This window comes from Streptomyces sp. NPDC088915, from assembly GCF_044749825.1.
Classification (GTDB): domain Bacteria; phylum Actinomycetota; class Actinomycetes; order Streptomycetales; family Streptomycetaceae; genus Streptomyces.
In genome coordinates this window covers 147,081-168,020 of record NZ_JBIVIR010000013.1, presented here as the reverse complement: position 1 = coordinate 168,020, position 20,940 = coordinate 147,081, and the positions used below count along the sequence as shown (strand labels likewise).

Here is a 20,940-nt window from a genome sequence, read left to right as displayed (position 1 = left end):
CCTGTTCCCGCTGTTCCCGGCGGGTCCTAGCCGACCGGGCCCGCCAGGACCTCCACCGGCTTCGGCAGGGGCGTGCCCGAGCCGTCGCGGCGGGGGTCGATCTCCGGGAGTTCGACCGGGGTGCCGTTCTTCTGGGCCGCGCGGGCCGGGGAGGCGCCCGCCCAGGCCAGGATCAGGACGTCCTCGCCCTTCAGGAAGCGCTGGCAGCGGACGCCGCCGGTCGCGCGTCCCTTGCGCGGGTACTGGTCGAAGGGCGTCAGCTTCGCCGACGTGCCGGCGGGGTCCAGGGTGCCCGTGGAGCCCGCGACCGTGAAGACCACCGCCTCCGCCGCCGGGTCGACCGCCGTGAACGAGAGGACCTCGGCGCCCGCGGTCAGCTTGACGCCCGCCATGCCGCCCGCGGGCCGGCCCTGGGGCCGCACCTGGGACGCCGGGTAGCGCAGCAACTGGGCGTCGGAGGTGATGAAGACCAGGTCCTCCTCGCCCGTCCGCAGCTCGGTCGCGCCGACGATCCGGTCGCCGTCCTTGAGGGTGATGACCTCCAGCTCGTCCTTGTTCGCCGGGTAGTCCGGCACCACCCGCTTCACCACGCCCTGGAGCGTGCCGAGGGCGAGCCCCTGCGAGGCCTCTTCGAGGGTCGTCAGGCAGACCACCGTCTCGTCCGCCTCCAGCGAGAGGAACTCCGACAGCGGCGCGCCGCCCGCCAGGTTCGGGACGGACGCGGTGTCCGGTAGCTGCGGCAGGTCGATCACCGCGATCCGCAGCAGCCGGCCGGCCGAGGTCACCGCGCCGACGTCACCGCGCTGGGTGGCGGCCACCACCGACACGATCACGTCGTGCTTGACCCGCTTCGCGTCCGGGTCGGTGGGCGGCAGGTCCTCCGTCGCCGTGCGCGCCAGCAGGCCGGTCGAGGACAGCAGGACCCGGCACGGGTCGTCCGCGACCTGGAGGGACGTGGCCGCGACGGGCGTGCCGGCCGATTCGAGCAGGACGGTCCGGCGGTCCGTGGCGAACTTCTTGGCGACCGAGGCCAGCTCCGCCGAGACCAGCTTGCGCAGCTCCGCGTCGGACTCCAGGATCCCGGTCAGCTCATCGATCTCGCCGTTGAGGCGGTCGCGCTCGCCCTCCAGCTCGATCCGGTCGAACCTGGTGAGGCGGCGCAGCGGGGTGTCCAGGATGTACTGCGTCTGGATCTCGCTCAGGGAGAAGCGCTCCATCAGGCGCTCCTTGGCCTGCGCGGAGTTGTCGCTCTCCCGGATGAGGCGGATGACCTCGTCGATGTCGAGCAGCGCCACGAGCAGGCCCTCGACCAGGTGGAGCCGGTCGCGCTTCTTGGTGCGGCGGAACTCGGAGCGGCGGCGGACCACGTCGAAGCGGTGGTCCAGGTAGACCTCCAGGAGCTCCTTGAGGCCGAGGGTGAGCGGCTGGCCGTCGACGAGCGCCACGTTGTTGATGCCGAAGGACTCCTCCATCGGCGTCAGCTTGTAGAGCTGCTCCAGGACGGCCTCGGGCACGAAGCCGTTCTTGATCTCGATGACCAGGCGCAGGCCGTGGCTGCGGTCGGTGAGGTCCTTGACGTCCGCGATGCCCTGGAGCTTCTTGGAGCCGACCAGGTCCTTGATCTTGGAGATGACCTTCTCGGGGCCGACCGTGAAGGGCAGCTCGGTCACGACGATGCCCTTGCGGCGCGCCGTCACGGTCTCCACGGTCGCGGTGGCGCGGATCTTGAAGGAGCCGCGCCCCGACGCGTACGCGTCCTTGATGCCGGAGAGGCCGACGATGCGGCCGCCGGTCGGCAGGTCCGGGCCGGGCACGAAGCGCATCAGCGTCTCGAGGTCGGCGTTCGGGTGCCGGATCAGGTGGCGGGCGGCCGCGACGACCTCGCCGAGGTTGTGCGGGGGCATGTTGGTCGCCATGCCGACCGCGATGCCGGACGCGCCGTTGACCAGCAGGTTCGGGTAGGCGGCGGGCAGCGCCGCCGGCTCCTGCTCCTGGCCGTCGTAGTTCGGCGCGAAGTCGACCGTGTCCTCTTCGATGGACTCGGTCATGAGCAGCGCGGCCGGGGCCATCCGCGACTCGGTGTACCGCATGGCGGCCGGCGGGTCGTCGTTGCCGAGGGAACCGAAGTTGCCGTGGCCGTCGACGAGCGGGAGGCGCATGGAGAAGGGCTGTGCCATGCGGACCATCGCGTCGTAGATCGACGCGTCGCCGTGCGGGTGCAGCTTGCCCATCACCTCGCCGACGACCCGGGCGCACTTCACGAAGCCGCGGTCGGGGCGCAGCCCCATCTCGTTCATCTGGTAGACGATGCGGCGCTGGACGGGCTTCATCCCGTCGCGGGCGTCCGGGAGCGCGCGCGAGTAGATCACCGAGTACGCGTACTCGAGGAAGGAGCCCTGCATCTCGTCGACGACGTCGATGTCGAGGATCCTCTCCTCGTACGCGTCGTCCGGCGGCGGTGTCTTCGTGCTGCGGCGGGCCATCGCGGCTGCGGCTCCTTCACCAACAAGGTTGATCTGACGCGGACCATTGTGGACCGTGCCACCGACAACGCCGACCGCGACCCGGAAGAGGGACATCTCGAAGGGACGGGAACTTCGCCAGGTGTCGGCGCGCTTGCATACAGTGGCAGGACTTTTTCACACCGCCATCGAAGGGACGTACATGCCCATGGGTCACACGGCCACGGCCGAGGCCGGCTCCGGCGGCCTGACAGCGACCGAGCACCGGTTGGCGAACGGCCTGCGCGTGGTGCTCTCCGAGGACCACCTGACCCCGGTCGCCGCGGTCTGCCTCTGGTACGACGTCGGCTCGCGCCACGAGGTCGAGGGCCGCACGGGCCTCGCCCACCTCTTCGAGCACCTGATGTTCCAGGGCTCGAAGCAGGTCCACGGCAACGGCCACTTCGAGCTGGTGCAGGGCGCGGGCGGCTCGCTGAACGGCACGACGAGCTTCGAGCGCACCAACTACTTCGAGACCATGCCCACCCACCAGCTGGAGCTCGCGCTCTGGCTGGAGGCGGACCGCATGGGCTCGCTGCTCGCCGCCCTGGACGACGAGTCCATGGAGAACCAGCGGGACGTCGTCAAGAACGAGCGCCGCCAGCGCTACGACAACGTGCCGTACGGCACGGCCTTCGAGAAGCTGACCGCGCTCGCCTACCCGGAGGGCCACCCCTACCACCACACGCCCATCGGCTCCATGGCCGACCTGGACGCGGCCACCCTGGAGGACGCGCGGGACTTCTTCCGCACGTACTACGCCCCGAACAACGCGGTGCTCTCCGTCGTCGGCGACATCGACCCGGCGCAGACCCTCGCGTGGGTCGAGAAGTACTTCGGCTCCATCCCGTCCCACGACGGCAAGCCGGCCCCGCGCGACGGCTCGCTGCCCGACGTCATCGGCGAGCAGCTGCGCGAGGTCGTCGAGGAGGAGGTCCCGGCGCGCGCCCTGATGGCCGCCTACCGGCTGCCGCACGACGGCACGCGCGAGTGCGACGCCGCCGACCTGGCCCTGACGGTCCTGGGCGGCGGGGAGTCCTCCCGGCTGCACAACCGCCTGGTCCGCCGGGACCGCACGGCCGTCGCCGCCGGTTTCGGGCTGCTGCGGCTCGCCGGGGCGCCCTCGCTCGGCTGGCTGGACGTCAAGACGTCCGGCGGCGTCGAGGTCCCGGAGATCGAGGCCGCCGTCGACGAGGAGCTCGCCCGGTTCGCCGCCGAGGGCCCCACTCCGGAGGAGATGGAGCGCGCGCAGGCCCAGCTGGAGCGCGAGTGGCTGGACCGGCTCGGCACCGTCGCGGGCCGCGCCGACGAACTGTGCCGGTTCGCCGTGCTGTTCGGCGACCCGCAGCTCGCCCTCACCGCCGTCGACCGCGTCCTCGGCATCACCGCCGAGGAGGTGCGGGAGGCCGCCGCGGCCCGGCTGCGCCCGGACAACCGCGCGGTCCTGGTCTACGAGCCGGTGGCCACCCAACAGAGCGACAGCGACGAGGAAGAGGGAGCGGACCAGTGACCGACGCTGCCGCGTCTTTGACGAGCATGGAGTTCCACCCGCAGCCGGCGCCGGGCACCGCCCGCCCCTGGGCCTTCCCGGCCCCGGACCGCGGCACCCTGGAGAACGGCCTGACCGTCCTCACCAGCCACCGCCCCGGCCAGCAGGTCGTCGCCGTGGAGCTCTTCCTGCCGGCCCCGCTGGACGCCGAGCCCGCCGGTCTCGACGGCGTGGCCACCATCATGGCCCGCGCGCTCTCCGAGGGCACCGACCAGCACGGCGCCGAGGAGTTCGCGGCCGAGCTGGAGCGCTGCGGCGCCACCCTCGACGCGCACGCCGACCACCCGGGCGTACGGGTCTCCCTGGAGGTCCCGGTCTCCCGGCTGCCCAAGGCGCTCGGGCTGCTCGCCGAGGCCCTGATCGCTCCGGCGTTCCTGGACACCGAGGTCGAGCGCCTGGTGCGCAACCGCCTCGACGAGATCCCGCACGAGACGGCCAACCCGGCCCGGCGCGCCGCCAAGCAGCTCTCCAAGGAACTGTTCCCGGCCGACTCCCGGATGTCCCGGCCGCGCCAGGGCACCGAGGAGACCGTCGCGGCGATCGACGCCGCTGCGGTCCGCGCCTTCTACGAGGCGCACGTGCGGCCCGCCACGGCCACCGCCGTGGTCGTCGGCGACCTGACCGGCGTCGACCTGGAGAAGGTCCTCGCGGAGACGCTGGGCGCCTGGACCGGCGAGCCCGGCGAGGCGCTGCCGATGCCGCCGATCACCGCCGACGACACCGGCCGGGTCGTCGTCGTGGACCGCCCCGGCGCCGTCCAGACCCAGCTCCTCATCGGCCGGATCGGTCCGGACCGGCACGCCCGCGCCTGGCCGGCCCAGGTCCTCGGCACGTACTGCCTCGGCGGGACCCTGACCTCGCGTCTGGACCGGGTCCTGCGCGAGGAGAAGGGCTACACGTACGGCGTGCGGGCCTTCGGGCAGGTGCTCCGCTCGGACGCCGGGGGGAACGGCGCCGCGATGCTCGCCATCAGCGGCTCCGTCGACACCCCCAACACGGGCCCGGCCCTGGACGACCTGTGGAAGGTGCTGCGCACCCTGGCCGCCGAGGGGCTCACGGACGCCGAGCGGGAGACCGCCGTGCAGAACCTGGTGGGGGTGGCGCCGCTCAAGTACGAGACGGCCGCCTCCGTCGCCGGGACGCTCGCCGACCAGGTGGAGCAGCACCTCCCGGACGACTTCCAGGCCCAGTTGTACGCGCGCCTGGCCGAGACGGGCACCGTCGAGGCGACCGCGGCCGTGGTCAGCGCCTTCCCGGTGGACCGGCTCGTCACGGTCCTGGTGGGCGACGCGGCGCAGATCGCGGAGCCGGTGCGGGCGCTCGGCATCGGTGAAGTGACCGTCGTCACCGGCTGATTGGGCCCTGCCCGGCCGGGCGCACGGAGGACCCCGACGTGACGGATCGTCGGGGTCCTCCGTCCGTCCGCGCGAGAGGCGCACGAGAAGCGCACGAGGGACGCCTCGGTGAATTGTCCGTATTGGCGCCAAGAGTGATCATCTGGCCTGTGGCATGCCTTACAAAAGGTCATGTTCGGTTGGTGATCGACTGGCGGTCCGCATAGCGTCGGTGCGGCTGTCCGCCAGTTGCACCCGCCGCATCCGCGGCACCGGACAGTCATCGCCGAGTCCCCGTCAGGCGCGAGCCTGGGGAGCCGGGGACCCACACGTAGTCCCTGGGGTGAATCGGACGCCTTCGCCTCGCGCGGAGGGGCCCGTAGGAGACCTTCCTGCTCCGAACCCGTCAGCTAACCCGGTAGGCGAGAAGGAAGGAAAGGAACAACGTCTTCATGGCGTTCACCCGTGCCACCGGGAAGCATCGTGGTTCGAGCCGGATGGCGCGCCGCGGCGCGGGCATCGCGGGCGTGGCGACGCTCGCCACCACCGGCGTCATCGGAACCCTGGCCTCCCCGGCGCTCGCCGCCGACACGGACAACCGCTCCCCCGAGGACACCGGCCTCACCAAGGTGATCGCCGAGGACTCCCTCGTCGACCGGCTCAACGCCCAGGCCGACGCCCAGGACCGGGAGGCCTTCGAGGCCGTCGCCCAGCAGAAGGCCCGCGCCGAGGCGAAGCGCAAGGCCGAGGCCCGCGCCAAGGAGATCCGCGAGGAGAGGGCCCGCGCCGCCCGCGAGGCCGAGCGCCGCCGTCTGAACTCCTTCCAGCTCCCCGTCTCCGGCTCGTACGTGTCCACCGGCTACCAGACCGGCGGCTCGCTCTGGTCCTCCGGCAGCCACTCCGGCGTCGACTTCCACGCCGCCTACGGCAGCCGGGTCGTCTCCGTCGGCTCCGGCACCGTCGTCGAGGCCGGCTGGGGCGGCGCGTACGGCAACAACATCGTCATCCGGATGCACGACGGCACGTACACCCAGTACGGTCACCTCTCCTCCATCGGGGTGTACGTCGGCCAGACCGTCGAACCGGGCCAGCAGATCGGCGTCTCGGGCTCGACCGGGAACTCGACCGGGCCGCACCTCCACTTCGAGGCGCGCACGAGCGCCGAGTACGGCTCCGACATCGACCCGGTCGCCTACCTCCGCGCCCGCGGCGTCACCGTCTGACCCGCCCCGCCGCCCCACTCGCGTCGCAAAAGCCCCGGCTCGTGCTGAGCCGGGGCTTTTCGCCGCCCCCGCGTCGACCAAAAGGTGGCCATGGATTCCATGGGGGCATCGGAAATTCCGGCATGCTGCAATAGAGTCGCGGATCAGGCGCAGAACAGGCGCCGCTCGCATTGTCTCGCGCGACCAAGGCGGAGGTCGGACATGCGCATTCCCGCGCATTCGGTATGCACGGCGATCCGGGACGACATCGTCTCCGGCGTCTTCGAGCGGGGCAGCCGGCTGACCGAGGAGCAGCTCGCCCGCCGGTACGGGGTCTCCCGCGTCCCGGTCCGCGAGGCGCTGCGCACCCTGGAGTCCGAGGGCTTCGTCCTCACCCGCCGCCACGCGGGCGCGCACGTCGCCGAGCCCACCGAGCAGGAGGCGGCCGACCTGCTCGACATGCGGGCGCTGCTCGAACCGCTGGGGGCCGCGCGGGCCGCGCAGCGGCGCACCGACGCCCACCTCAAGGTGCTGCGCGGCCTGGTCAGGCTGGGGCAGGAGCGGGCCAGGCGCGGCCAGGGCGAGGACCTGCGCTCGCTCGGAGGCTGGTTCCACGAGACGCTCGCGCAGGCCTCCGGCAGCCCGCCGCTGACGGCGCTGCTCACCCAGCTGCGGCACAAGATCGCCTGGATGTACGCCGTCGAGCAGCCCGAGCGGCCGGTGGAGGCCTGGGCCGAGCACGGCGCGATCGTGGACGCCGTGGCGCGCGGGGACGCCGAGCGGGCGAGGGCCCTCACCGCGCTGCACGCGGAGCGCTCGATGTCGCTGCACCGGCTCAAGGGGCCGGAGCGCGGACGCGTGAGGGTTTCGCAACACGTCGTCAACACGACGAGTGCCCGGAATTAACACGCGCACCGTATACAAAGAATGGGAATTGCGCGGGGCCTTTCGTGCTGCCCGAAAACCCTGTGTCGCCCGAAAACTTCGTGCCGCCCGGAAACGGGGGTGGCGGGGGAGCGGAAAAGAAAAAGGCCGCGGCCACCGGAATTCCGGCGGCCGCGGCCTTTCGAAGTGCGGGAACCGCGAGGGGTCAGACGGTCTCGGGAAGCTCGTCCAGACCCTCGGCGACCAGCTTCGCCAGACGGTCCAGGGCGGCCTCGGCGCCCTCGGCGTCCGACGCGAGCACGATCTCCTCGCCGCCCTGCGCGCCCAGGCCGAGCACCGCGAGCATGGAGGCGGCGTTCACGGGGGTGCCGTCGGACTTGGCGATCGTCACCGGAACGCCGGAAGCCGTGGCGGCACGGACGAAGATGGACGCGGGGCGGGCGTGCAGGCCCTCGGCCCAGCCGACGTTGACGCGGCGCTCAGCCATGGTGTTGCCCTTCAAGTCTCAAGCGGGTTGTCTAGACCAGTCTCTCACGGGATGCGCGGTGCTCACGCCGACCTCCGGCCCGGACCGGACCGCCCTTCGGCCCTCCCACCTTGCAACGCCCGCCCCCACCGCGCGACCGGTGCCCCAGGCGTGCCGCGGCCGTAGGCTGACCCCATGCAGAGCGCGTCGGAGCAGTCGGAAGCGGCGGAACCGCAGACCACGCCGGCACGGCCGGCACCACCGGAGCACGCCTATCCCGACCACTGGGAGGCGGACGTGGTGCTCCGCGACGGCGGCACCGCGCGCATCAGACCCATCACCGCCGACGACGCCGACCGGCTCGTCAGCTTCTACGAGCAGGTCTCGGACGAGTCGAAGTACTACCGCTTCTTCGCCCCCTATCCGCGCCTCTCCGCCAAGGACGTGCACCGCTTTACCCACCACGACTTCGTGAACCGGGTGGGACTCGCGGCGACCGTCGGGGGCGAGTTCATCGCCACCGTCCGCTACGACCGCATCGACGACCGCGGACTGCCCGCCTCCGCCCCCGCCGACGAGGCCGAGGTCGCCTTCCTCGTCCAGGACGCGCACCAGGGGCGGGGCGTCGCCTCCGCCCTGCTCGAACACATCGCGGCGGTCGCCCGCGAGCGGGGCATCCGGCGCTTCGCCGCCGAGGTGCTCCCCGCCAACAACAAGATGATCAAGGTCTTCACCGACGCGGGCTACACCCAGAAGCGCAGCTTCGAGGACGGCTCCGTACGGCTCCACCTCGACCTCGAACCCACCGACCGGTCCCTCGCCGTCCAGCGCGCCCGCGAACAGCGCGCCGAGGCCCGCTCCGTACAGCGGCTGCTCACCCCCGCCTCCGTCGCCGTGGTCGGCGCCGGCCGCGCACCCGGCGGCGTCGGCCGGACCGTCCTGCGCAACCTCCTCGGCGCGGGCTTCACCGGACGCGTGTACGCGGTGAACGCGGCGCTCCCCGAGACCGGCGACGGCGACGGCGGTCCGGTCGAGCTCGACGGCGTCCCCGCGTACCGCTCCGTCGGCGCCGTCGGCGAGCCCGTGGACCTGGCGATCGTCGCCGTTCCCGCCGAACGGGTGCCGGAGGCCGTCGCGGACTGCGGCGCACACGGGGTGCGGGGCCTCGTCGTGCTCTCCGCCGGATACGCCGAGAGCGGCCCCGAGGGCCGCGAGCGGCAGCGCCGGCTCGTCCGGCAGGCCCGCTCGTACGGCATGCGGATCATCGGGCCCAACGCCTTCGGCATCATCAACACCGCCGACGACGTCCGGCTCAACGCCTCGCTCGCGCCGCAGATGCCGGCCGCCGGGCGGATCGGCCTCTTCACCCAGTCCGGCGCGATCGGGATCGCCCTCCTTGCCGGACTGCACCGGCGGGGCGCCGGGCTCTCCTCCTTCATCTCGGCCGGCAACCGCGCCGACGTCTCCGGCAACGACTTCCTCCAGCACTGGTACGACGACCCCGGCACCGACGTCGTCCTCCTCTACCTGGAGTCGATCGGCAACCCCCGGAAGTTCACCCGGCTCGCCCGCCGCACCGCCGCCGTCAAGCCGGTCGTCGTCGTCAAGGGCGCCCGGCACAGCGGCAGCGCCCCGCCCGGCCACCGGGTGCCCGTCACCCGCATCCCGCACGCCACGGTCTCCGCGCTGCTCCGGCAGGCCGGGGTGATCCGCGTCGACACCGTCACCGAGCTCGTGGACGCCGGGCTGCTCCTCGCCGCCCAGCCGCTCCCCGCCGGGCCCCGGGTCGCGATCCTCGGCAACTCGGAGTCGCTCGGCCTCCTCACGTACGACGCCTGCCTCACCGAGGGACTGCGTCCGCTGCGGCCTCTCGACCTGACGACCGCGGCGGTCCCCGCGGACTTCCGGGACGCGCTGGCGGCGGCCCTCGCGGACGAGACGTCCGACGCGGTCGTCGTGACCGCGATCCCGTGGGTCGGCGAGGACGGCGCCACCGAGTTCGGCGACGGCGAGGTCCTCGCGGCCGCCCTCCGCGAGGCCGTCGCCTCCGCCCCCGCCCCGGCGAAGCCGGTCGTCGTCGTCCACGTCGAGATGGGAGGCCTCGCGGAGGCCCTGGCGGTGGCGACGAGCACGAGGCCGCCCGCGGCGGGGCGGGGGGCGGTGACGAGTACGGGTACGGACACGAGTACGGCTCCGGAGCCGGGGGCCGGGCCCGAAGCCGTGTCGGCGGCCGCGTCCGCCACCGAACCGGCCCCGTCGCCCGGCCGGCCCCAGCCCCCCGGCCAGGGCCAGGCCCTCGACTCGGTCCAGCCCCCCGGCCAGGGCCAGGCCCCCGACTCGGTCCAGCCCCCCGGCCAGGGCCAGGCCCTCGACTCGGTTCCGGCCGCCGACCCGGTCCAGGACCCCGCACCGGTCACGGCCATCGACCCGGCCCGGTCCCCGGTCACCGTCACCATCCCCGCCTACCCCGCCGCCGAGCGGGCCGTGCGGGCGCTCGCCGAGGCCGTGCGGTACGGGCAGTGGCGGCGGCAGGCGGCCGAGCCCGGGCGGGTGCCCGAGTACGAGGACATCGACGAGGCGGGGGCCGCCGCCCTGATCCGGCGGGTGCTCGGCGGCGCGGACGCGGACGCGCGGGGCGTCACCCTCGGCACCGACCAGGCCGGCGAGCTGCTCGCCCGTTACGGGATCACCGCCCTGCCCACCCTGCCCGCGCCCACGCCCGACGCCGCCGTCGCGGCCGCCGCCCGGCTCGGCTACCCCGTCGCCCTCAAGACGACCGCGCCGCACCTGCGCCACCGCCCCGACCTCGGCGGGGTCCGGCTCGACCTGGCCACCGAGGAACAGCTCCGCACCGCCTACGCCGAGCTGACCGAGGTCCTCGGCAAGCCCGAGGAGCTCCAGCCGGTCGTCCAGGCCATGGTCCCCCGGGGCGTCGACACCGTCGTCCGCTCCGCCATCGACCCGGCCGTCGGCGCCGTCCTCTCCTTCGGCCTCTCGGGCGCCCCCTCCGAGCTGCTCGGCGACACGGCCCACCGGCTTGTCCCGGCCACCGACCGGGACGTCGCGGAGCTGGTCCGCTCCCTCCGGACCACCCCGCTGCTCTTCGGCTGGCGCGGCTCCGCCCCCGTCGACACCCCGGCCCTGGAGGAGCTCCTGCTCCGGGTCTCCCGGCTCGTCGACGACCACCCCGAGGTGGTCGCCGTCTCCCTGGAGCCGGTGGTCGTGGCGCCCCGGGGCCTCTCCGTCCTCGGCGCGACCGTCCGCCTGGCCCCGCCCCCGCCCCGCACCGACCTCGGCCCGCGCAGCCTGCCGAACTACTGAACGCGACCGCCGCGAGGGAGGCGGATGTCACAGCCCCGGCCCTTCCCCACCGCCCCGCCGTCCCCGCAACCGGCCGAGCCGTCCTTACCCGGGGCTTAGGATGGAGTCCATGGCGAAGACCGGTACGACGACCCAGGGGCTGCGCGCGGCGATCGAGCGCAGCGGCTACTACCCGGCCCTCGTGGCCGAGGCGGTGGAGGCCGCCGTCGGCGGCGAGGCCGTCGCGTCGTACGTGGTGCACCAGGAGACCACCTTCGACGCGAACGAGGTCCGCCGCCACGTCACCGTCCTCGTCCTGACGCCGAACCGCTTCATCGTCAGCCACACCGACGAGCAGGCCGCCGACACCAGCTCCCCGACCCCGTACGCCACGACCTCCACCGAGTCCGTGAAGCTCGACCGGATCTCGTCGGTCGTCGTCAGCCGCGTGGTCGCCAACCCCGAGTCGTACACGCCGGGCACCCTGCCCCGCGAGGTCGTCCTCACCATCGGCTGGGGCGCCGTCTCCCGCATCGACCTGGAGCCCGCCGCCTGTGGCGACGCCAACTGCGACGCCGACCACGGCTACACGGGCAACGCCACCGCCGACGACCTCAGCCTGCGGGTGAGCGAGGCCGGGGACGGCCCGGACACCGTCCGGCAGACCCTCGCCTTCGCGCAGGCGCTCTCCGAAGCCACCGCGGCCACCGCCGCCACCACCCGCTGATGGCGCAGTCCGCCGCCGTGTCCCACGGCTGGCCCGACGACCCGGTCCCGCTCGCCCCCGAGACCGCGCCGGTGCCCGAGTACGCCACCGGCTCCCTCGGCGACCTGCTCCCCACGCTCGTCGCGGGCCAGGAGGTCCCCGGGTTCGCCCCCCGGATCGCCGAGCTCACCCCGGCCGACCGGAACTGCGTCTTCCTGATCGACGGGCTCGGCTGGGAGCAGATCAAGGACCACCCGGACGAGGCGCCCTACCTGACCTCGCTCCTCGGCTCCTCGCGGGGCGGCACGGGCCGTCCGGTCACCGCCGGGTTCCCCGCCACCACCGCGACCTCGCTCGCCTCCGTCGGCACCGGCCGCTACCCCGGCACCCACGGGCTGCCCGGCTACGCCGTGCGCAACCCCGACACCGGCGAGCTGATGAACCAGCTCCGCTGGAAGCCGTGGACCGCGCCGCACGCCTGGCAGCCGTACCCCACCGTCTTCCGGCTCGCCCACGAGGCCGGGGTCCACACCGCCCAGGTGTCCTCCCCGATCTTCGAGCACACCCCGCTCACCAAGATCGCGCTCAGCGGCGGAACGTTCCACGGGCGGCTCTCCGGCGAGGAGCGCATGGACTTCGCCGCCGAGCAGCTCGCCGCCGGCGACCGCTCGCTGGTCTACACGTACTACAGCGAACTCGACGGCGCCGGGCACCGCTTCGGCATCGACTCCGACGCCTGGCGCGGCCAGCTCATGTTCGTCGACCGGCTCGTGCAGCGGCTCGCCGAGCAACTGCCGCCCCGCTCGGCCCTGTACGTCACGGCCGACCACGGCATGGTCGACATCCCCTTCGACGAGCGGCACCGCATCGACTTCGACGAGGACTGGGAGCTGCGCGCCGGCGTCGCCCTCCTCGGCGGCGAGGGACGCGCCCGCCACGTCTACGCCGTGCCCGGCGCCGAGGCGGACGTCCTCACCTGCTGGCGCGAGGTCGTCGGCGAGCAGTTCTGGGTCGCGGGCCGCGACGAGGCGATCTCCCTCGGCTGGTTCGGGGACGAGGTCGACGAGCGCGTGTACGGGCGGATCGGGGACGTCGTCGCGGCGGCCCACGACGATGTGGCCATCACGGCCTCCGTCAACGAGCCCCACGAGTCCGCGATGGTCGGCATGCACGGGTCCATGACCCCGGCCGAGCAGTTCGTCCCGCTGCTCGAAGTGCGCTCCTGACCCTCCTCCCCCGTCCCTCCCCTCCACGTCCTCCCCGCCCCGAAAGGTCCCCGCCCCGTCATGCCCGAGCTGGTCTTCTTCTCCGGAACCATGGACTGCGGGAAGAGCACCCTGGCGCTCCAGATCGCCCACAACCGCGACGCGCGCGGCCTCCAGGGCGTGATCTTCACCCGTGACGACCGCGCGGGCGAGGGGAAGCTGTCCTCCCGGCTCGGCCTGGTCACGGAGGCGGTCGAGGCGCCGCGGGGCATGGACCTGTACGCGTACCTCGTCGGCCAGCTCTCCCAGGGCGGCAAGGCCGACTACGTGATCGTGGACGAGGCGCAGTTCCTCGCCCCCGAGCAGATCGACCAGCTCGCCCGCATCGTCGACGACCTGGGCCTCGACGTCTTCGCCTTCGGCATCACCACGGACTTCCGCACGAAGCTCTTCCCCGGCTCGCAGCGGCTGATCGAGCTGGCGGACCGCATAGAGCAGCTCCAGGTCGAGGCCCTGTGCTGGTGCGGCGCCCGGGCCACCCACAACGCCCGTACGGTGGGCGGCGAGATGGTCGTCGAGGGCGAACAGGTCGTGGTCGGCGACGTGAACCGCCCGGCGGAGGAGATCGGTTACGAGGTCCTCTGCCGCCGTCACCACCGCAAGCGGATGACCGCGGCCTCGGCCCGCGCCGGCGCCCTCTCCCCGGACGTCCTGCCCGTCAACCACGCCTGAGGCCCCTGCCCGGCCGGGGGCCGTCCGCAGCCCGTACCGGCTGTCGTCCAGGCACTCGTCGGTCGCCGTGTTCCGGAGCCGACGGGTCCCGTCGTTCCGCACGTGCACGTTCCACCGCTGGTGGATACCGCCGTTGCAGCCGTACCCGTCCAGGACCGTCGGCCGTCCAGGCGACGGGACCGGGCAGGGAGGCTGCGGCGAACTCCGAACCGGGCACCAGGGCGAACCGGATGGCGACGAGCAAGGCCCGCTGCCCGCAAATGGTTCATTCCTCCGGAAACGCCGTCAAATCGTCGAGCGCAGTGGCGTTCACGGGCGCCGTCCCCGTCAGGGTGCCGAGCAGGGCCTGGGCGAGGGCGGTCGCGGTGGCGATGCGGGTGTCCTCCCGCTCGTCGCCGGTGGCGCGGCCGATCACGGCGTCCCGTACGGACCGCGAGACGTCGGGCTCCTCGAAGAGGTCGGGGAAGGAGAGCGCCATCATGCACACGCCCACGTTGGCGGAGAGGATCGACCGGCCGGCCAGCTCGGGGGGCATGCGCAGGCGTCCGGCGTCGCGGCAGCGCTCCACGGCCTTCAGCAGGATCGCCTGCGCCTCCTTGATGGCCTGCGGCTTGGCGTCGCCCGTCGGCGCGAACATCAGGCGGTAGAGGTGCGGGTTGCGTAGCGCGAACGTGACGTGGCTGTCCCAGGCCGCGCGCAGGTCCGCCACCGGGTCGTCGGTGAGCGGGTTCCGCCGCTTCTCGGCGAGGAAGCGCGCGAAGCCGATGTCGGCCACCGCCGTGAGCAGCCCCTGCTTGTCGCCGAACTGGCGGTAGATCTCGGGCATGCCGACCTTCGCTCGGTCGCAGATGGCCCGGGTCGAGATCGCCAGCGCGTCCTTGGTGGCGAGCAGTTCCCCGGTGGCTTCCAGGATGCGCTCTCGGGCCGTCGACATGCTCCAACGGTAGCAGCGCTAACAGTCCGGACCTGGGTGGATCCCCCGTCCGGTGTGCGATTCCGTAGCGGTGTGCGCCGCGCTGTAATCACTGATTACAAAGTGTGTTAGCGTCATAAACGTTCGCGGGTGGCCCCGCCGGAGCCGTCCCGCCCGACCGAAAGGAACCGCCATGACCGCGTCCACCACCCTGCGCGACGTGATCGGCCTTCCCCAGGAGCCGCCGCGTCTGAGCGAGTCGGTCCTGATCATGATCGACTTCCAGAACACCTACCGCACCGGCGTCATGCGGCTCGACGGGGCCGAGGAGGCCGTGGCCGCCGGCGCCCGGCTGCTCGCGGCCGCCCGCGCTGCCGGCACCCCGGTCGTCCACGTCGTCAACGACGGCGGCGAGGGCACCCCGTACGACATCCGGGCCGAGATCGGCTCCATCAGCGACGAGGTCGCCCCGGTCGCGGGCGAGAAGGTGGTCGTCAAGCAGTTCCCCGACGCCTTCCACGCCACGGACCTGGAGGAGACCCTGAAGGACCTCGGCGCCGGGCGCGACCTCGTCCTCGCCGGGTTCATGACCCACATGTGCGTCCTGTTCACCGCCCAGGGCGCCTTCAACCTCGGCCACCGCCCGACCGTCGTCGCCGAGGCCACCGCCACCCGCCCCCTGGAGGCCCCCGACGGCACCGTCCTGCCGGCCGACGCACTGGCGGCCGCGAGCCTGACGACGGTCTCCGACCTGTTCGGCACCGTGGCCCGCACGGTCGACGACCTCGTGGCCCCGGCGCCGGTCGCCTGACCTGTCGTACCGGAGGGCGTACGGCACCGGGAGTTCACCCGGGGTGCGCCCGGGCATCTCCTGCCGCTCGGTTGTGGGTCGCCCGCCTCGGCGGTAATGGCGTCGGCCCGTGCGTGACGACCCCGCCTCCGGGCGTCCCGCGCCGTACGACCCCTGGAGGATGCGTGCCCCCCGCCGCCGACACCGTGCTCGACGAGGTCGCGGACGAGGAGGACGCGGGTCCCGGCCCCCGGGCCGGGGCACCGGCCCGGGGGGCGCGGGCCGCGGGCGCCGCCGGTCTGCTCACCGCCGTCCTCTTCTGCCTCGCCACCGCGCTCTCCCGCAGCCACCCCTTCGGCCCGGTGACCAGGAACGTCGTCGACCTGGGCCAGCAGTACCTGCCGTACCACGCCTACTGGCGCTCCCTCCTCCGCGGGGAGACGCACGGCGACGCCTTCCTCAACTGGAACTCCGGCTTCGGCACCGGCTTCCTCGGGGACATCGGCACCTACCTGAGCAGCCCCGTCGACCTGCTCGTCGTGTTCTTCCCGGCCGGCCGGATCGAACTCGCGCTGTACGTGGTCACCGCCGTCAAGGTCACCGCCGCCGGTGCCGCCATGGCGCTGCTGCTCCTGCGGCTGCGCCCCGGGCCCTGGCCGGTCGCCGCCGTGCTCGGCACCGCGTACGCCCTCTCGGGCTGGACCTTCAACTTCGGCTCCACCGTCCCGATGTGGCTCGACGGCCTCGTCGCCTTCCCGCTGCTCTGCCTGGTCGGCGAGTGGGCCCGCACCGGCCGCCGCCCCGTCCTCGGGCCGCTCGTCGTCGCCCTCGCCTGGACCGCCAACTTCTACACCGCGTACATGGCGACCCTCGGTGCGGCCGTCGTCCTCGTCGTCCGGCTGCTCACCGCCGAGAAGACCGCCACCGCCCGGCAGCGCCTCGCCGGGGCGCTGCGCGCCGCCCGGGGCGTCCTCCTCGGCGTCGGACTCGCCGCACCGCTCGTCGCGGTCGTCTTCCTCGGCACGAGGACCGCCGACCCCACCCCGGAGGTCACCTTCGCGCCCGCGGCCTGGACGGACGTCCTCGCCCGGTTCCTGCCCGCCACCGCGAGCACGTCGAGCCCCGCCCTCTTCATCGGCACGCCCGCCCTGCTCCTCGCCCTGACGCTGCCCTTCAACCGGGCCGTCGCCCCGCGCGTCCGGGCCGCCCTGACGGCCGCCGTCGTCCTGGTGACGCTCTCCCTCCAGTGGGAGCCCACCCATCTGCTCTGGCACGCGGGCGCCTCGCCCAACGGCGTTCCGTACCGCCAGGCCTTCGTCCTGTGCGGCCTGCTGCTGATCGCGGCCTGGTCCTCGGTCGCCGGGGGAGTGCCCCGCCCTGCCGCGCTCCTCGCGGGCGGCGCCCTGCTCGGCGGCCTCGCGTGGGCGGCCCGGGGGAGCGCCGACGTCGACCGGTGGACCTTCCCCGCCCTCGGCACGGCCGCGCTCCTGGCGCTGGTCGCCGCCCTCCTCGCCCTGACGGCTTCCGGGGCCGGCGGCCGTGCTCCTGCGCTGACGGCTTCCGGGGCGGGCGGCCGCGTCCCCGCCCCGACGGCCTCCAGGACCGGTGGCAGTACCCCCGCCCCGACGGCCTCCAGGGCCGGCAGCGGTCTCCCCGCCCGTCTCCTGCCCCTCCTCGCCGTCGTCCTGCTCGTCGCCACCCAGGCGGGCGAGGCGGCCGTCACCGGGAAGCGGATCGAGGAGCAGCAGCGCGGCGAGGTCGCCTGGTCGCCCCGGATCGGCCCCTGGCACGAGGCCGTGGCGCGCGAGACGGCCCGCGCGGACGCCTGGCCCCGACACCGTACGGAACCCGGGGAGGTCCCCGGCGGCAACGACGTCCTGCTCGTCGGCGGACAGGGCGCCGACTACTACAGCAGCCTCACCTCCGAGGCGACCTCCCGGACCCTCGTCTCCCTGGGCTTCGGCGCCTACGCCAAGGGCCGGCACCCGGTCACCCTCGACAACCCCGTGACCGACGCCCTCTTCTCCGTCGGCACCCGGATCCGCTCCGCACCCACGGAGCCGGTACGGCAGGACGCGCCGCCCCGCGCCACGGTCACCGTCACCACCACCCCCGTGCCGCCCCTGGTCACCGTCCGCCCGTCGCCGCGCCCCACCGGCCCCGCCGGGGACTCGGCCTTCGCCCGGCAGGAAAGCCTGCTCGGCGCCTCCGTGTACGAGCGGCCCGCGCCCCGCCGCACCGGACGGACCCTCACCGCCCGCTGCCCGGCCGGCTCCCAGGTCTGGTTCTGGGCGCCCGAGTACCACGGCACGGCGGTCCTCGCGGGGCGGGAGCCGGTGGACTTCGACGGCAGGCCGCCCGCCGTCACCGCCCCCATGGGCGCCCTCGGCACCGTGCCGGACTCCGGCGAGGTACGGATCGCCCTCGCGCCCGAGGGCCGGGCGCGGCTGCCCCGGGAACCGGTCGGCTGCCTGGTCCGCGCCCGTCTCGACGCCGCCGTGGACCGGCTCACCGCCACCGGCGCCACCCGGGTCCGCGCCACCGGACACACCGTCACCGCCGGGCTCCCGCCGGGCAGCAAGGGCGTCGCCGTCCTCGCCGTACCCCGCACCTCCGGCTGGAGGTGCGCCGCGGGAGACGCCGACCTCCGCCCCGCGCGCGCGTACGGGGGCCTCGTCGCCGTCCCCCTCGACGGGCGGGCGGACACGGTCCACTGCTCCTTCCGGCCGCCGGGCCTCCGCATCGGCGGCGCCGTCGGCGCGGCCGCGCTCCTCGCGCTCATGGCGACGGGGGTCCTGCACCGCGGGCGGACCCGTGGATGACGGGCCGTCCCGGCTTCTCCGAGAGGACGGGAAGAGTTCACCCGGCGTGCACACGGGGCTCGTTCGACCGGAGGAACGGGGCATTACCGTACCCGCCGTCCACGACGTCCAACAGTCCGACGACAACCCGGGCAAGAGCCCGACGACAACCCGACAACAGCCCGATCCAGCATGGGGAACCCGAGTGCCGAAACTGTCCGTCGTCGTACCGTTCCACAACGTCGGGGCCTACGCCCCCGACACCCTGCGCAGCCTCGCCAACAACGCGGATCCCGCATTCGAGTTCCTGCTGGTCGACGACTGCTCGACGGACGACACCCCGGAGATCCTCGACCGCTGGCGCGACCGCCTGCCGAACGCCACCGTCATCCGGCACGAGACGAACCTCGGCGTCGCCCAGGCGCGCAACACCGGGATCGACGCGGCGCGCGGCGACTACCTCACCTTCCTCGACGGGGACGACTGGTACGCGCCCGGCCACCTGAGCGCCGCCGTCGCCGGAATCTCCCGCCTGGGCTGCGACTTCGCCCGCACCGACCACGTCCTGTCGGAGGGCCGGAAGCGGCAGATCCGCTACGCGCCCGCCAAACGGCGCGACACCGTGATGGACCCCAGGGACGGCATCTCGCCGGCCGGCATGGTGACGATGGTGGACTACCCCTTCGTCCCCTTCGGCATCTACGGCAGCCGCCTCTTCGCGGACGGCGCGTCCCGTTTCGAGACGTCCCTGAGGACCGCCGAGGACCGCCTCTGGGTCTGGCGGCTCCACCTCAAGGCCCGCACCTTCGCGGCGCTCTCCCTGCACGGGGTCTTCTACCGGCGGGGCGTCACCACCTCGCTCACCCAGATCACCGACAACCGGCAGCTCGACTTCATCCCCTCGTACGACCTCCTGCTCGACGAGGTCTCCCGGGACGCCGAGGCCGACCGGTTCCTGCCGAAGGCGGTCCGCACGTACTGCGCGATGATCGCCTTCCACATGGGCAAGGCCGAGAAGTACGACCCCGCCGTCGCCAAGCGGCTGCGCGCCGACGTCGGCGACGCGATGCGCCGCATGCCGCAGCGGGTCCTCGACGAGACCCTCGCCACCATGGACACCCGCCGCAGCACCCTCCTCCGGAGCCTGCGCGAGACCGGAAGGACCGCCTGACCCATGGCCCCCGACACGGCCTCCGTCCCCGTCCGGGACGCCCGTCCCGTCCAGATCTTCCAGGTGTCCACCCTCTACGGCGCCGCCACCCTGGCCGCCGCCCTCGACGCCGGGCTGTTCGGCCCCCGCGAGGACGTCCGCCGGCTCCTCCTCGTCTCGCACAACGCCGAGATCCCGGAGACCGCGCTGCGCCTGGAGACCATGACCGGCTACGGACGGATCGCCGCCCGCTTCGACGGCACCCTCGACTGGAACGAGACGATCCACCCGTACCACCCCGCCGCCTGGGCCCCCCGCCCCGAGGAGGCCCCGCTCTGGCAGCGCGTGCTGCGCACCGCCTGGGACCTCGGCGACGCCCCGGTGGAGCTGGTCGTCGAGTCCATCCAGGTCAACCCCGCGAAGGCGCTCGCCGGGACCTTCCCCGAGAGCTCCCTGCACGTCTACGCCGACGGCCTGATGAGCTACGGCCCCACCCGCAACGACCTGGCGCAGTCGATCGCCTGCCGCATCCGGCGGGTCCTCCACCTCGACCTCGTGCCGGGCCTGCGCCCCCTGCTCCTGAGCGAGTACGACGTCGAGCCCGAGCTCGTCCCCGACGACGCCTTCCGCGCCGTCCTCGCCGAGATCGCCGAGGAGGCGGCCGACGACCCGGTGATCACGCGGGCGGCCGCCGCCGGACCCACGGCCCTCCTGCTCGGCCAGTACCTCGCCGCGCTCGGCCTCCTCACCGCCGAGGAGGAAGAGGAGCTGCACGTACGGATGCTGCGCGGGGCGGCCGCCGCCGGGCACCGCTCGATCGTCTTCAAGCCGCACCCGACCGCTCCCGCGCGCTACTCCCGGGCCCTCGACGAGGAGGCGGAGCGGACCGGCGTGCGCCTGACGGTCCTCGACGGGCCGCTGCTCGCCGAGACCTTCTACGAGCGGTGCCGGCCCCGGCTCGTCGTCGGCTGCTTCTCCACGGCGATGCTCACCGCCGCCGTGTACTACGGCGTGCCCGTCGCGCGCGTGGGCACGGCCGAGGTCCTCGAACGGCTCACCCCCTTCGAGAACAGCAACCGCATCCCGCTCACCGTCGTCGACCACCTCGTCGCGGACCTGGAGGGGGGCGAGGAGCCCGCCGTCCCCGGCCCGGCCCCCGCCTCGCTCACGCCCCTGGTCCGGGCCGTCGGCTACTGCATGCGGCACGGAAGCCACCCGGAACTCCGGGAGGAGGCCATCCGCTTCCTGTCCGCCCACCACGACGCCCCCGGCACCGCCCACCACTTCGACGCCGAACGGCTGACCCTGCTCGGCCTGCCGGGCGGAACGGCGGCCCCGGCCCCGGGCGGCGCGTCCCGGCTGCGCCGCGGCCTCGCGCGGAGCCGCCGGGGCTGAGCCACCGGGCC

At 73.7% G+C, this 20,940-nt stretch carries 15 protein-coding genes and 1 riboswitch; of the genes, 12 read left to right on the top strand and 3 right to left on the bottom strand.

The window, feature by feature from the left end; translation table 11 throughout:
* Nucleotides 1–26 precede the first annotated feature (26 nt).
* Nucleotides 27–2,483, bottom strand: a complete 2,457-nt coding sequence (locus ACIP5O_RS23655) for a DNA topoisomerase (ATP-hydrolyzing) subunit A (RefSeq protein WP_401296416.1) — start codon at nt 2,481–2,483, stop codon at nt 27–29.
* Between the two features lie 181 nt (nt 2,484–2,664).
* Here ACIP5O_RS23655 and ACIP5O_RS23650 point away from each other — a divergent pair, with 181 nt between their 5' ends.
* The 4 genes from ACIP5O_RS23650 (at nt 2,665) to ACIP5O_RS23635 (ending at nt 7,492) form a co-directional block, all read left to right on the top strand.
* Nucleotides 2,665–4,011, top strand: a complete 1,347-nt coding sequence (locus ACIP5O_RS23650) for a M16 family metallopeptidase (RefSeq protein WP_401296414.1) — start codon at nt 2,665–2,667, stop codon at nt 4,009–4,011.
* A 26-nt stretch (nt 4,012–4,037) separates the two neighbouring features.
* Entirely contained in the window at nt 4,038–5,405 is a 1,368-nt protein-coding gene (locus ACIP5O_RS23645; protein ID WP_401296553.1) for a M16 family metallopeptidase, read from the top strand.
* Nucleotides 5,406–5,658: 253 nt separating this feature from the next.
* Nucleotides 5,659–5,824: riboswitch (cyclic di-AMP (ydaO/yuaA leader) on the top strand.
* A 12-nt stretch (nt 5,825–5,836) separates the two neighbouring features.
* Nucleotides 5,837–6,607 (top strand): M23 family metallopeptidase, encoded by a 771-nt coding sequence (locus ACIP5O_RS23640; protein WP_356547110.1) that lies wholly within the window; start codon nt 5,837–5,839, stop codon nt 6,605–6,607.
* Nucleotides 6,608–6,808: 201 nt separating this feature from the next.
* Nucleotides 6,809–7,492 (top strand): GntR family transcriptional regulator, encoded by a 684-nt coding sequence (locus tag ACIP5O_RS23635; RefSeq protein WP_401296412.1) that lies wholly within the window; start codon nt 6,809–6,811, stop codon nt 7,490–7,492.
* 184 nt (nt 7,493–7,676) lie between these two features.
* On the opposite strand, the gene ACIP5O_RS23630 is transcribed toward ACIP5O_RS23635, so the two are convergent.
* Nucleotides 7,677–7,958, bottom strand: coding sequence for an HPr family phosphocarrier protein (locus ACIP5O_RS23630; protein WP_030222698.1), 282 nt, complete (start codon nt 7,956–7,958; stop codon nt 7,677–7,679).
* A gap of 174 nt (nt 7,959–8,132) precedes the next feature.
* Between ACIP5O_RS23630 and ACIP5O_RS23625 the strand changes: the two genes are divergently transcribed.
* The 4 genes from ACIP5O_RS23625 (at nt 8,133) to ACIP5O_RS23610 (ending at nt 13,880) form a co-directional block, all read left to right on the top strand.
* Nucleotides 8,133–11,258, top strand: coding sequence for a GNAT family N-acetyltransferase (locus tag ACIP5O_RS23625; RefSeq protein WP_401296410.1), 3,126 nt, complete (start codon nt 8,133–8,135; stop codon nt 11,256–11,258).
* A 109-nt stretch (nt 11,259–11,367) separates the two neighbouring features.
* The gene (locus ACIP5O_RS23620) at nt 11,368–11,964 is read left to right on the top strand and encodes a DUF5998 family protein (protein WP_401296408.1); all 597 of its coding nucleotides are present in this window, start codon (nt 11,368–11,370) and stop codon (nt 11,962–11,964) included.
* Nucleotides 11,964–13,169 carry an alkaline phosphatase family protein gene (locus tag ACIP5O_RS23615; protein WP_401296406.1) on the top strand — a complete coding sequence of 402 codons (1,206 nt, stop codon included), beginning with the start codon at nt 11,964–11,966 and terminating at the stop codon, nt 13,167–13,169. The genes ACIP5O_RS23620 and ACIP5O_RS23615 overlap by 1 nt, the downstream gene beginning before the upstream one ends.
* Before the next feature lie 60 nt (nt 13,170–13,229).
* Nucleotides 13,230–13,880, top strand: a complete 651-nt coding sequence (locus ACIP5O_RS23610; protein ID WP_356547103.1) for a thymidine kinase — start codon at nt 13,230–13,232, stop codon at nt 13,878–13,880.
* Between the two features lie 265 nt (nt 13,881–14,145).
* On the opposite strand, the gene ACIP5O_RS23605 is transcribed toward ACIP5O_RS23610, so the two are convergent.
* Nucleotides 14,146–14,814 (bottom strand): TetR/AcrR family transcriptional regulator, encoded by a 669-nt coding sequence (locus tag ACIP5O_RS23605; RefSeq protein WP_401296404.1) that lies wholly within the window; start codon nt 14,812–14,814, stop codon nt 14,146–14,148.
* 172 nt (nt 14,815–14,986) lie between these two features.
* Between ACIP5O_RS23605 and ACIP5O_RS23600 the strand changes: the two genes are divergently transcribed.
* From ACIP5O_RS23600 to ACIP5O_RS23585, 4 genes are all read left to right on the top strand, one after another.
* Nucleotides 14,987–15,604 carry an isochorismatase family protein gene (locus tag ACIP5O_RS23600; protein ID WP_401296403.1) on the top strand — a complete coding sequence of 206 codons (618 nt, stop codon included), beginning with the start codon at nt 14,987–14,989 and terminating at the stop codon, nt 15,602–15,604.
* A 164-nt stretch (nt 15,605–15,768) separates the two neighbouring features.
* On the top strand, nt 15,769–18,405 hold the full coding sequence (locus tag ACIP5O_RS23595; RefSeq protein WP_401296401.1) for a YfhO family protein: 2,637 nt from the start codon (nt 15,769–15,771) through the stop codon (nt 18,403–18,405).
* 184 nt (nt 18,406–18,589) lie between these two features.
* Nucleotides 18,590–19,555, top strand: a complete 966-nt coding sequence (locus ACIP5O_RS23590; RefSeq protein WP_401296399.1) for a glycosyltransferase family 2 protein — start codon at nt 18,590–18,592, stop codon at nt 19,553–19,555.
* 3 nt (nt 19,556–19,558) lie between these two features.
* Nucleotides 19,559–20,929 (top strand): polysialyltransferase family glycosyltransferase, encoded by a 1,371-nt coding sequence (locus tag ACIP5O_RS23585; protein WP_401296397.1) that lies wholly within the window; start codon nt 19,559–19,561, stop codon nt 20,927–20,929.
* Nucleotides 20,930–20,940 lie beyond the last annotated feature (11 nt).